At 60.8% G+C, this 12,992-nt stretch carries 7 protein-coding genes and 2 pseudogenes; 2 read left to right on the top strand and 7 right to left on the bottom strand.

Going from position 1 to position 12,992, the window contains the following annotated elements:
* From ABSE61_RS35190 to ABSE61_RS35165, 6 genes and pseudogenes are all read right to left on the bottom strand, one after another.
* The coding region (locus ABSE61_RS35190) for a DUF6894 family protein (protein WP_423875771.1) at window positions 1-165 on the bottom strand (165 nt) is incomplete at its 3' end.
* A gap of 756 nt (window positions 166-921) precedes the next feature.
* Window positions 922-2,116 (bottom strand): annotated as a pseudogene (locus tag ABSE61_RS35185) (chloride channel protein).
* Between the two features lie 100 nt (window positions 2,117-2,216).
* Window positions 2,217-2,981, bottom strand: coding sequence for a hypothetical protein (locus ABSE61_RS35180; protein WP_423875770.1), 765 nt, complete (start codon window positions 2,979-2,981; stop codon window positions 2,217-2,219).
* 2 nt (window positions 2,982-2,983) lie between these two features.
* The gene (locus ABSE61_RS35175; RefSeq protein WP_423875769.1) at window positions 2,984-3,181 is read right to left on the bottom strand and encodes a hypothetical protein; all 198 of its coding nucleotides are present in this window, start codon (window positions 3,179-3,181) and stop codon (window positions 2,984-2,986) included.
* A gap of 7 nt (window positions 3,182-3,188) precedes the next feature.
* Window positions 3,189-3,629: a hypothetical protein gene (locus ABSE61_RS35170; protein WP_423875768.1), complete on the bottom strand. Its 441-nt coding sequence runs from the start codon at window positions 3,627-3,629 to the stop codon at window positions 3,189-3,191.
* A 32-nt stretch (window positions 3,630-3,661) separates the two neighbouring features.
* Complete coding sequence (locus ABSE61_RS35165) at window positions 3,662-7,087, bottom strand: CHAT domain-containing tetratricopeptide repeat protein (RefSeq protein ID WP_423875767.1); 3,426 nt, start codon at window positions 7,085-7,087, stop codon at window positions 3,662-3,664.
* Between the two features lie 374 nt (window positions 7,088-7,461).
* On the opposite strand from ABSE61_RS35165, the pseudogene ABSE61_RS35160 reads away from it, so the two are divergent.
* Together ABSE61_RS35160 and ABSE61_RS35155 are read left to right on the top strand one after the other, a co-directional pair.
* A pseudogene (locus tag ABSE61_RS35160) lies at window positions 7,462-9,694 on the top strand (O-linked N-acetylglucosamine transferase, SPINDLY family protein).
* Between the two features lie 120 nt (window positions 9,695-9,814).
* The gene (locus ABSE61_RS35155; protein WP_423875766.1) at window positions 9,815-12,022 is read left to right on the top strand and encodes a tetratricopeptide repeat protein; all 2,208 of its coding nucleotides are present in this window, start codon (window positions 9,815-9,817) and stop codon (window positions 12,020-12,022) included.
* A gap of 40 nt (window positions 12,023-12,062) precedes the next feature.
* On the opposite strand, the gene ABSE61_RS35150 is transcribed toward ABSE61_RS35155, so the two are convergent.
* Window positions 12,063-12,992, bottom strand: a 930-nt coding sequence (locus ABSE61_RS35150; protein WP_423875765.1) for a GSCFA domain-containing protein, incomplete at its 5' end; no start/stop codon positions are given.

Below are 12,992 nucleotides of genomic sequence, written 5' to 3'. Positions count from 1 at the left end.
GGTCGCCACCTCGCGACCCTCGCCATCGGTAACCTGAATGCAATCCGGAGCCGTGTCCCCCGTCTTGACTGCTTCTATCAACGCCTCCCTGGCCGACCGCTCTGCGACCTCGCGCGCCGAGTCGGCGTTCGGAAGCTCCTCCCTCGCCGGTGAGAGAGTTAAAATGGAACCTTGGCATGGTCGGCCTCCGTTTGCTGTCAGAAATACAGGCCGGAAAGCGGCGAACCGTTCCTGTGGACTCTCTATGGGTCAGGACCGCGACTCCGGTGGGGTTGTCCACTTGTGCACCAAGGCATCGGGACAAGCGGCTGCTGAGGCGATAGGTCGCCCGCCGGCCTTGTCTTCCAAGGGAACGGAATCCCTGCCATCAGCGTTTCTCGGCCCGAATAAATTCGGGAGATAAGGCATCCGTGCATCGCAATCGCACTCGACCGGCGGGTTCTCTCCGCGATCGGCTGCTCGCCATGGCCAAGCTGGCGAGACAGAAGGCCGAGGCTTGCACAGATGATCAGGTCCGAGAGCTGCTATTGCGCAAAGCCAAGAAAAAGAGCGCACCGCGGCGATGGAGGAGTCGATCAACTCACCAGGTAGCGGCGCCGCCCGAATAAAAAATGCGGATAGGAACGGCCGGGACACAAGAGAATTATCGATCCGTGCCGTCTCCCAACGGCACAATCAAACCAGCCGGAACAGCTCCAGTGACCGCTGTCGCTGGGGCTGTTTCGCTGTCGAGAAACCCCGGTTTGGCCCGAGAATTGAAGAGAGTCCCCCATGTTCGCAAGGGGCGACTTCACCGCCCGACTTTCAAAACCCTTCAGGTTCGAGTTGAAAGCAGGGCAAGGACCCCGCCCCATTTCAATTTAAAGCGATTTTCGATCTGCCAGCACCGGGCGTCTCGTTAGAAAAAGCCGCGACATGCGATCAGCGAGCGACGATCCCGTCGGAGCCTGCCCGCAGAAAGCCCTTTGCCAGCTCATGGTAGATGCCTTCGGGGCAGACTAGACGAGACGTCGCGTAAGCAATAAGCGCCGCGGCCATCAGCGGCACGACCATGGCATGGTTGTCGCTCATCTCGGTGACGATGACGAAGGCGGTAATCGGCGCCTGTACCACGCCGGCGAAATAGGACACCATGCCCAAAAGCATGATGGCCCCGAGTGGCGCGTTCGGAAATAGCTGCGCGATGTCGCTGCCGAGCCCGGCGCCGACCGCGAGCGACGGCGAGAAGATACCGCCAGGAATGCCGCTGACCGCGGAAAATGCGGTGGCAACGAGCTTCAACAGGCTGAAGTGCCATGGCAGCGGCATCCCGCTATCGAGCGCCGTTTTCACCTGCTCATAACCAGTGCCGTAGATCAGGTCGCCAGAGACAAGCCCGCAGAGCGCCACGCCGAGACCGCAGACCAGGGCGAACGGGATCGGATGCCGCTTGATGAGACGTCCCGGCAGCGCGGGAAGTCCACGCGCTGCCGCAATAACAACCCGGCTGAACAAGCCGCCGGCGAGCCCTCCGGCCACGCCGCACAATGGAATCGCAAGCCAATCCGTGCCGTGTCTGAGCATGGTTGCGCTGCTCCCGAAGTAGGCGTAGTTGCCGACCAAAGCGAGCGAGGTCAGACCGGCCGCGATGACGGCGCCGATAATCAATCCGCTGGTGCGCACCTCGAATTCGCGACTCATCTCCTCGATTCCAAACACAATGCCGGCAAGCGGGGTGTTGAAAGCGGCGGAAACGCCGGCCGCTGCACCCGCTAGGATCAAGCCGGGCTGGCGGCGCGGCGACATGTGGCCGAGCGCGACGGCCTCGCGCGGCCTGATCGGAAAGTTGGCGCGCGGCGATCGCCTGCGGAATGCCGCTGCCTTGCGAGTTGGGAAAGAAGCGATTGGTCAGGAATACCGAGAGTGCGAAGCCTGCCGGTGTAACCACAAGCGAAGCGTAACTCGATTTCGCTATCAGAGTGGCGAAAGCAAGTTGCGCCCAGTCGGCCAGCATCGCCAGTCCGACGGCCACCGCCCCGATCACAACGCCGCCGAGCACAAAAACGGCTCTCCGTTGCCAGCGCTCGGAAGTCACCTTGACGGATCGCACTCGGCGACTGGACAGAAACTGGTTCATGTTGGCTGAGCTTTGAATGGCATGATCTGGCCAATAAGCGGGTACTTCTAAGCAAGCACTTTGAGTGGCCAATTGGAGTGTCATTAATCCGATAACGGCTTCAACTCAAAATACCCTTCAATCCTGCATAAATCGAGCCAACCGCGGTCGCTGCCACGCCGACCAGCGGTCCCGCCGTTTGAATCAGGTTCTGGATCAGCCGCGCCCTTCGCCGCAACTGCTCGTCGCCGACGTGATGCCCGAGCAGGCGCGCGATCCTCAAGGCGAGCGCATTGGGTTTGCTTCCTTGCGTCAGGATGCGCGGCATCACCTGGAAGATCAGAACGCCGAGGATGTTGCCTGAGACAAAGGCGAGCAGGATGCTGGCGCCATATTCGAACACCTCGCGCCATTCGATCCAGACCTCGGGTAAGATCGGCACGTTGTCGTGGAGACCGGTGACCGCCAGCATCGCGAGAACGCTGACCACTGCGGTGGAAACGCCGAGCACCAACGCGCTGTTCATCGAGACCTTGTGCAGCGGATAGGCCGCAAAACCGAAAAGCACCGGAATCGCGACGGAGGCAAGCCGAAGCCAAAGCGGCGAGATGTTGAAGACGATCGTGACCAGGATATGGGCGATGACGAGCAGCAGCGCGGGAATCAGAACGTAAAGGACGGCGTAGGTGACGAAGTATCGCAGTGGGTTGCGATAACGCTCGAGCGCCGCGTTGACGCGATCGAGATCCTGCCTCAGTTCGTCGAGATCCGAGACGATGTCGTCGATTTCGAGCAGCATCGGCCGGACCACCCGCAGATCGCGCGAGCAATGCCTGCAAACGAGGGCCTCATGCTTGATGTTTTCGGCGCAGAACGGGCATTCCATGTCTAGCGCGACTTCCTGCGGCGAATGATGGTCTCGATGTCGCTACGGCGGCGTTTCAACTCATCGCGCAACGCCTCCCGCTTGCGCAGGAGTTCGTCGCGCTCGGCGATCAGGGTCGACGGCACGGCAATGTCGCGCGAACAGGCGGCGCAGACCAGCGCATCCTCATTGGTTTCGGATCCGCAATACGGGCAATTCATCTTGGCATCACGGCGAAACCCTCAACATAAAGCTGACGCTGCCCGGGCGGCCGTCGCTGTCCTTGACGTCGACCCTCACCAGATATTCGCCGGGGGGCAGTTCGGCATCCGGCATATCGATGCCGCCGGCCTGGATGAACGGCTTGACGCGCGCCGTCAGGTCGACATTCGGCGTGCGAAGATAAAGCACTTTCACCGACTCGATATCGATCCTGGCGCCGCCAAAGCTCTCGAATTTAAGTTGCAGCCGCAGCGGCGAGTGCGCGGCTTCATTTGGCGAAATCACTTCCACTTTCGGTCCGCGCAGAATGCCGCGCGTATTGGCTGAGATCGCGCCTTTCGGCGGCGGCAGCCTGGCCTCGTCATCCGTGATCAATGGGGTTGCGCCAACCGTCCCGAGGTCAAGAAGCCCGGCCGCGAAGATGCCGAGCCACATCCACTTCGTCATTTGTCCACTCACCCTTTACTCCCAGCCCAACGTCATCGCACGCCGCCGTCACCGATGATGGTATAGGGCGCCCAGAACAACGGATGCGCATAGGCGAATTCCGTCTTGCCCTCGTTGTTAAGGTAGCCCGGTCCATCCATCAGGGAAAGCATGGCCTGCCGCAGTGCTTCGCTGCGCCCGATTTTTGGGTCTTCGGCCTGCCGTTTGAACAAATCGGTGACGAGTTGCCGCGCCGATTGGGAATGCACCGACCAGTTCGTGACCAGGAGCGCGCGCGTGCCTGCGTAAAAGAAGGCGCGGCCCAGTCCAGATGCTGCCTCCGCGCCGGCTCCGGCACCGGCGCCGGTGTTGCATGCCGACAGGATGACCCAGTCGGCATCGAGCCTCAAACCCAGGATTTCTTCCATGGTCAGAAGCCCGTCGCCGTCTTCGCCGGTGACAATAGGCGCCGACAAGGCCAGCGCCGGTTGGGTCAAGCCGTTGAGTTCGCCCGGCACCAGGCCGTGGGTGGCGAAAGCCAGGATCTTGAAGCCGGAGAGGTTCATCGTCTTCACCGCGCTCTCTTTCGCGTCCTTTCCGAGAAAGAGTACCTTCGAGGGGTCTTCCTGGAGCGCCAGCGCGATCGACTTCAACTCGTCGGCGGTATCGGGAAGCCGTGGTAGCAGACCAATCTCGGCGCTATCGACGCCCTCGAGCTTCGGGCTGCTGCGCCGCTTCAATGGTACCCCGCGCATAACGCTGCTGCCGGCATCAGCGGTCTGAACTTTCACATCGAGCTTATTGACGTCGAGTTTGGCCTCGACGGTCTGCGCGGCAGTTTCCGCCTCGGTCTGCTGATCTCTGTTGAAGTAGGGATCGCCGAAGGCCACCAGTCCGCCGCGGCCGGCCTTGCCGGGCGGCAATTGCCGCAGCGTGCGCAGCGCCGCCGCCGATGGGATGCTCGTGACCGCGTGGGTCCGGGCGAGCCACGGCACGTTGCGATAGCCGGCGAACAGCGGCTCTTCGTCTTCCTTTACTTCGAATGGTGCCGTCGGCAACAGCGACAGCGGCAGCAGGCCGAGCGCGCCATTGGTGACGACGATGAGATTTTTGGCGGGCTTCCAGCCGCTTTCGACTGGCTTCAGCAACAGCTCGTAGAGTTCATAGCCGAGCTTGAGATCGAAGGGTGGAATATCCGAGATCATCGCCGCTTGCGGCTCGAGCGCCTCGCGTAGCTTGCGAACCTTCGTTTCAACATCGCCAATTTTGGCATTCACCGGCGCAAAAGCGATCGGCCCCGACTTCGGAACGGCCCAGACAAAAGCGCTATCCTGACCGAAATAGAATGACAGCATCGCTTCGCCGTCGGCGAGCGTCGCGCGGATCTCCGACACACTCGGCGGCTTGGGTGAGACGAGCTCGGCATAGGCGGGGAACTTTTGTTTGATCTCCAGCCGCGCTTTGTCGCGCTCGGCGCGCTGGGTTGTGATTGCCGCCTGGATTTGCTGGACGCCCTTCTCGTCGCGTTCGCTCGAGGGTATCGCCAGCACGTTATTCAAAGCGCCGAGCTGAGCGTTGACCTGCTTGCTGAGATCCTGCTCCTTGCGCACGAGGTCGGCCAGTGCCGGATCGTGGGCGGCCGCGCGGGCGCTGGAAGCGGCCAGCGCCTGCTGCACCGTATGGCCGCGGACGGAATCGGCGAGGCTGAAGCTCTCCTCGCCGACCGCATCGGTTGCACCCTGTGCGCGGGCTAACAGGCTAAAATAGCTTTCGACGACGGTTTGGAGCCGCAGGCTACGCGCAGCCACCAGCGTCGTGTCTTCGTCGTCAGCATTTTCTTGCGCGTTCGCCAGCATGACGGGAATGGCGGTCTTGAATTCGCGGATGGCATCCCAATCACGTCCGGCGCGCATCAGCCCGATGGCAAGCGTTCCATGAGCGGATGCGGCGTCGAAATGATTTTCGCCGACGCGCTGGACCTGCCGCTTGACCAGCTGCTCGGCAGCGGCGATCCCCGCGTCGACCTGGCCCGATGCATAGAGCGATAGAATGCGCGACGGGTTGAGCTCGAATGCCTGCCGGCGCTGCGGGTCCCATTTGGCGACGGCCGCATCGATCTGGTTAAAGATCGCATTGGCCTCTTCGTTCTTGCGCTCCAGCCTCAGGATGCCGGCCAGATGCGCCAACGGAGTGACGGTGGCCTGTGAGTCCTCGGCGAGGCCAACCGTCCGGTTGATGTCGACCGCAACGCGGGTCAACTGCTCGGCTTCCTCGTAGCGCCCTTCTTCGACGAGGATGTCGGCGAGATTCATCACGTAGCGGGCGGTGCTGGAGTTGTATTTGCCGCCGTCGTGAAGCCTTGATAGCAACGCGCGTCGCGCATCGACTTCCGCTTCCGCCAGGCGGCCGAGCCGCGCCTTCATTCGCGCCTGACCGGCAACGGCCGCGTCGATCCCTTGAAGGGTCGTTGACCGGGTCGGGGCATTCTTTAGCGCCAGAATGGCCTGCATTCCGGCGCGTTTGCGCTGCTCCATCATGCGATAGGAAGCCTCGGCTTCGCGGAATTGCCCGCGCGCTTCGAAGACCACGGCGCGGTTGAACTCCACTTCGGCTTCCCAGTTCTGGCCGAATTTCTGGTAGTTGTCTCGCCAGCCGGGAAGGCCGCTGGTGCGTGCTTCCTGGATCAACGCCAGACTGCGCCGCAGGTATGCTTCCGCCTGCGGCACATCGCCCATTTGCGCAAGGACGTTCGAGATTTGACGGTTGGTGCTGAAGGCGTAGCCTTTGGCGCCTTGCACATTGGTTTCGCGCAGCATGCGGAGGTAGATGTCGAGCGACTGTTTCAGGTCGCCAGCATAAAAATAATTGAGCGCCAGAAATTGCGTGTTCCGTCCCATGGTAAAGGCATCGATGACACCACGCCCGACCTCGATGGCCTTGTTCGCATCAGTGATGGCGTCCGCAAGCCTGCCAAGCTGGGAGCGCGCCGCCGAGCGATCGAAATAGAATTGCGACAGCTCGCCACGCGCTTCCTTGCCGGTCGGGACGGCGTTCGCGGCCGTCTTCAGTTGTTCGATCAAGGCCGGATCGGGTTTCTCTCCGTCAAGGATCGATCTGATATCGGAGATCGTTCGCGGCGGGGCAACAAACCCGGCCGGCAAAGCCGTGCCCGGCACAGGCTTTGGCGCGGCTTCGGTTGGAACCGCAACCGCAACATTGGCGCGTCCGTTGGCGGAATTGAGGGCGGCCATGACGCAGGCCACGACTTGCGGCCGGGCCTTTTCGCGGCAGCCTTCAAAGGAGTTTCCGCCGCCGCGCATGCACGCCATGACGATAGGCTTGCCAACCGTGTTGCGGCAATTCTCGATCGCAGCCTCCTTGGTGAGGGCTGAGGCGGGAACCGTCGCCAAAATCAAGGGCAACGCGAGCAGGGGGACCAGGCGCGATAGGCCCGCAAAAATGCGTTCAATAACGAACATAGCGAACAGCCTTGTTGCAATTTGAACCGCCTGAAAGCCCCATAGTAGCGAGACGCCCTGCGTTCGAACAGGCCGTTAATTGACCGGAACAATTGCCATCGCGAGTTGTACCGCGAGGCTTTTCGATACCTTGTCGATGCCTTGTCGTTTTCCCTGCGATTGGAACTGCGACGTCAATGAAGCGCGCTAGTCCCTGTGCGGCATCGCATCGATCGCGAAATGGCTCGCGAAGGAGGCAATCGCCGCCAACAGCGGATGCGATGGCATCACGCTCGCGATCGCGCGGGCGGTACGCAATTTTGTCTGAGCGCGGGAGCGTCGAATCAGCCCCGCTGTGGTACTGATAGCGAATCACCTTCCATCCGGGGATACGCTTGTCGCGGAATCTTGGCTCTCGGCCGTTCCATCACGCCGGACTTCAGAAAAAGCGAAATCTGGCCGAGACCCTGCTCCCGGCGGCCATCACCGCCTTTCAGCGAGGCCAGCACGCGGAGGCCCAGATACTCTGCCGGCAAATATTGCGCGACCGTCCCAACGAATTCGATGCCCTGCATTTGCTGGGCGTTTCCGAGCTCAATTGCCTTCACTTCGATGAGGCGGAAAAATATCTCAAGCGCGCCGTCAAGGTGGATCCGCGCTCGGCTGAAGCGTATTCCAATCTCGGTCTCGCCTGCGCCAAGCTGAAGCGGTTCGAGGAGGCAAGAAAATGCCAGGAGAGGGCTGTCGCGCTCAATCCGAATTTTCCGACAGCCCTGACCAACCTCGGCAATGTGCTGATGCGCCTACGGCGCCATAAGCTCGCCGTCGAAGCTCACGACAAGGCGATTGGGCTTAGGCCCGATTATGCCGACGCTCATAACAATCGCGGCATGGCACTATTGTTGCTGGAGCGAAATGCGGAAGCCGGTGCGAGCTTCGATCGCGCGCTGTCCTTGCAGCCGCGTCATATGGCGGCCTTGGTGGGCAAAGCGATGGTGAGCACCATTCTTCGCCATTTCGAGGAGGCGCAGCGTGCACTCGATGCGGCGTTCGCCATCAACCCGCACGTCCCCGAGGCTCTCGTGCACCGTGGCCGGCTGAGGATGCTGCTGGGAAAGTTCGAAGAGGCGGGAGCCGATTTTGACGCGGCGCTTGCCATCGATCCCCTGTTCGAAACCGCCTGGGATTGCAAGGCCAACCACGGCCTTCTTACGAACAGGATCGCGCAGGCAGTTTACGCCAGCCACAAAGTGCTTGAGATCAACCCGGAATCGGAATCCGCGACCGCCTCGCTTGCATCATGTTATGCCGCGCAGGGAGACGTGGCCACCGCGCTTCAGCTTTTCGACAAGGCGCTGGTGCTCAAGCCAGACTTCGAAGATGCGATGCTGAAGAAAATCTTTGCGATGGAATTCCTGCCCGGCGCCGATTTCGCCACCCATCAAACCGTGCGGCGGGAGTGGTGGGACAGGATCGGCGCGAAGTTGCCGCGCAGCGAGTTGCGGCGGTCGGGTCTTGATCCGGAGAAACGTATCAAGGTCGGCTATGTCTCATCGGATTTCAAGGCGCACTCGGCCGCGCTGACTTTCATGCCGCTGCTGCGCCATCATGACCATCGGCAATTCTCAATTATCGCCTATTCCTGTGCGACTCTCTGCGACAGCACGACCGATCAATGCCGCGCCCTGGTCGACGTCTGGGTCGATGGCTCCTGTTTGTCGGACGACGAACTCGCCGATCGGATTCAGCGCGACCAGGTGGACATCCTGGTCGATCTGTCCGGCCATTCGAGCGGCAACCGGCTTCCCGTTTTCGCGCGCAAGCCGGCACCAGTTCAGGTATCTGCCTGTGGCAGCGTGACGGGCACTGGCCTTCCGACCATGGATTATCTGCTGGCCGATCCGATTTTTATTCCTGAATCGGTGCGTTATCTCTTTGCGGAAGAAATCTACGATCTGCCTTGCGGGATCACCGTCGCTCCTCTGCCCGTCGTGCCGCCGACCGAGCTTCCGATGCTGCGCAACGGCTTCGTCACCTTCGGCGTCTTCAATCGCACCGAGAAGATTTCCGATAGCGCGCTCGGCGTGTGGTCCGAAATCCTTCAGCAGATTCCGAATTCGAGGATCGTCGTCAAGAACGGTTCGCTGGACGACGCGCTTCTGCGCGACACGCTGCTTGGCCGTTTTGCGGCGCACGGGATCGCCGTCGAGCGTGTCACCTGCCTCGGATCGTCGCCGCAGGCCGAGCATTTGGCCAGGTTCGCCGACATCGATATGTCGCTCGATCCGTTCCCGCAAAATGGCGGCGTCAGCACCTGGGAATCCCTGTTGGTGGGAGTTCCCGTGATCTGCAAGCTTGGCAGCAGCGCCTGTTCGCGCGCCGGCGGCGCTATCGTGAGACAACGGCTATATTTCGATCGCCCTTAAATTCGCGAGCTCGCCCGACGAGTTGCGCAAGCTGCGCGCCGAACTGCCGGCGAAGGCAGCCGGCTCGGACGCCGCCAACAACGAATTCTATACGCGCCGCGTCGAGGACGGTTATCGGCAGTTCTGGCGGCGCTATTGTGCCGCGCAGGGGCAATCCGCGGCGAACGACTCTGCAATCGTCGCCTGGGACGATCGTCGTTGAGTGCGTGGCTCTGGGAGCGCTCTCGCGGTGGCAAACGCACGCCGGTTTTAAAGGGGTAACGCTTCTTTAAATCGAGTCTGAAAATCCTTCTCCACGCGCATATCTGAGGAATTCCGATCGATGGCTCCGCCCGGTTCAGCCCCCTGGGCTTCAGCGTCCAGAGCCCAGAGACGCCACGACGTCGCCGGCACGCTGGCGCACGCGCTCGACTGTCATCAGCGCGGTCTTTTGACGGAGGCCCAAAAGGACTATCGGCAGATCCTGAAAAAGCACCCCAATCACTTTGACGCTCTGCATCTGCTGGGCGTGTCGGAACAACAGCTCGGCAATCACGAGGCCGCCATGCGGCTTATCAAGCGCGCATTGCTTGTCGATCCAAAATCCGCGGCAGCGCATTTGAATCTCGGTTCGCTATTGATGGATCTGGGACGGTTTGAAGAAGCCGTTGCCTCATCGGACAAGGCGATCGAACTCGATCCCAGCTTTGTGAATGCGCACTACAATCGCGGCAATGCGCTGCTTGCGCTCGGACACTTCACTGACGCCGTCGCGAGTTTGGGCGGAGCGCTCGCGATAAACCCGCAACATGTCGGCGCCCACAACAATTGCGGCAACGCGCTAAGCAAAATGGGCCAGCCTGCCGAGGCAATAAAGTGCTACGATCAGGCGATCGCCCTCGATCCAGGCTTTGCCCCGGCCTACGTCAACCGAAGCGCGGCGTTGATCGAGTTGCGCAGGATCGACGAGGCCATTCTTGGCCTCGATCGGGCGCTTTTGCTTGCGCCCGGAAACGTCGATGCCTGGATCAATCGCGGCGAGGCCTTGTTGCGAGTCTATCGTCTCGACGAGGCGCTTGCGAGTTACGATCGCGCACGCGAACTGAATCCGAAATCACCGGGAGCCTGGCTCGGCAGGGCCAATGTCCTGACCTTGTTCAGGCGATATGCCGAAGCAAAAGGGGCATGCGAGGCGGCGCTGGCCATCGACCCGCTGTCGGCCCAGGGCCTTGTCCAGCTCGGACAGTGCCACGCCTTTCAGGCGGATGTCGATGCTGCGATCGCCTGCTTCGAGAAAGCCCTTTCCATTGCTCCCGGTCATGAAAGCGCGCTTACCAATCGCATTTTCACGCTCGACTTCAGCACGAAAGCTGACTTCGTTCATCACCAGGCCGCCCGGGCCGACTGGTGGCGGGCGATCGGATCGAAAGAGGCGGAACGCGCTGCGCCGCGTCGGGCAATCGACCGCGACCCGGATCGCAAGCTTGTGGTGGGGTATGTGTCTGCTGAGTTCAAGCGACGATCGGCGGCCTACACCTACCGGCCGATTCTTGAAAACCGTGACAAGGCGCAGTTCGACATCGTGTGTTACTCCAACTCGCCGACCAGCGACGATGTCACGGAGACTTTCAAAAGGTCTGCGGACCTCTGGCGCGACGTATCGCAATGGTCGGACGATCAACTCGCAGAATGCATCCAATGCGACAATATCGACATATTGGTGGATCTGTCCGGGCATGGCGGTGGCCATAGGCTACGGGTGTTCGCGCGCAAGCCAGCCCCGATCCAGGTCACGGCTTGGGGACACGCAACCGGCACGGGGATACCCGCGATCGATTATCTGTTCTCGGATCCGGTCGCCATTCCAGGCGAAGTGCGTCATCACTATGCCGAACAGATCTACGACCTGCCGTGCCTGATCCCGCTCGAACCGCCTCCGGACAGCGCCAGATCGAGCCTTGCGCCGGTCTCGCAGAACGGCTTTTTGAGCTATGGCATCTTTAACCGCGTCAGCAAGTTCTCCGATTCAGCGATTGCGTTGTGGTCAAAACTCTTGTCGGCGGACCCTGCCTCGAGGCTGGTCATCAAGGACGCGATGCTCGACGATGCCGCGACATGCAAACATCTGGTCGACCGCTTCGCCGTGCATGGAGTCGACCCCGTACGCATTTCATTGCGCGGAACGACCGATCGCGAATCCCATCTCGCCGCTTATCGCGACGTCGATATCTGCCTCGATCCTTATCCCCATGGGGGTGGCGTTTCGACCTGGGAAGCGCTGTACATGGGTGTTCCCGTGGTGGCGAAGCTGGGCGACGGTGTCGCAAGCCGGGCTGCCGGGGCAATTCTGTCCGCGATCGGCTTGACCGACTGGGTCGCCACGAACGAGACGGAATATTTCGAGATCGCAAGGCGTCCGACAGCAACGGAACTGGAAGCTCTTCGCCGCGATCTGCCTGCGTTGATCGATCGGCGGTGCGGTCCGCATTCCTATACAAAAGCGGTCGAGGACGCTTACAGGGAGATGTGGCGCAGATACTGCAGCGCTTAAGCCGAAAGCAGAGGCGTGTCCTTCACCCGGTCACGGCTACTTAAGGGGAGAACATCTCCACAAAGGCGCGGACCGTGCCTGCGACTTTTTCTTCGGAGACGTGCCAGGCGGCGCCGTCGTCTGCGGCGAAATAATTGCCGGCATTCGAACCGGCCCATCTGAAGACCTCGAAGGAGGGCCAATAGACGACGTTCGAGATATTCGAATTGTTCACCACCTCATGTGCGACGAGCCGCATCGTGCTTTTCGACAGGCAATCGGCTTGAACGGCCGACTCATATTCGAAGGAAGCCAGCAGCGGCACCGGAGAAACGGTGACGACGACCTTGATATTGGGGGAAATACTCCTGACGAAGTTGATCAAATAGAGGACATTGTCGACGTTTTCTTTGACGCTCGCCGTACGGAACCGGTATTTCTCCGCCAATGCCCTGGAATTCAGCGCACTCGGCCGCGGCAGGACGAAATCGCCGGTGGCCTTGTCAAAAAACGCCGCGGCAACGCCAAGCGTCAGAATGAAAACGTCGCTGTTCTTGATGACCTCCAGGGTATTATCCTTGCTCCAGCCCGGGGGCAGCAATTCCACGATCCTGTCGCGGATGGCGCCATCGATCTCGGCGCCGCTGAGCCAATCGACGAATACCTTATTTGCGAACGTCGTATTGATGTATTCGGAAATCTCCATGTGATGGCTGACATAGCCGCTGCTGTTCAGGCTGCTCGCCAGGTTCCTTGCGAAACAGGAACCCATCGTGAAGAACCGGGTGTTCTGGTTGACGAACTTTTCCTCGCGGTTCAGGTTGACGGCAATATGGTCTCTCATCAGCTTCTGAAAATCGCCGAGAAAATCCGCCGTGTCCGGATAGCGGCCGACCGTCGCCTTGCTGCTTGCCGCCTTGGCTGTCGTCCGGTTCAATTGTGATTTCGAAAGTTCGAGCGTTTCGCGGTTGGCCGGGGTGTCGAAATTCGC

Source organism: Bradyrhizobium sp. (genome assembly GCF_049519115.1).
Lineage (GTDB): Bacteria > Pseudomonadota > Alphaproteobacteria > Rhizobiales > Xanthobacteraceae > Bradyrhizobium.
This window is presented reverse-complemented; position numbering and strand designations above follow the sequence as displayed.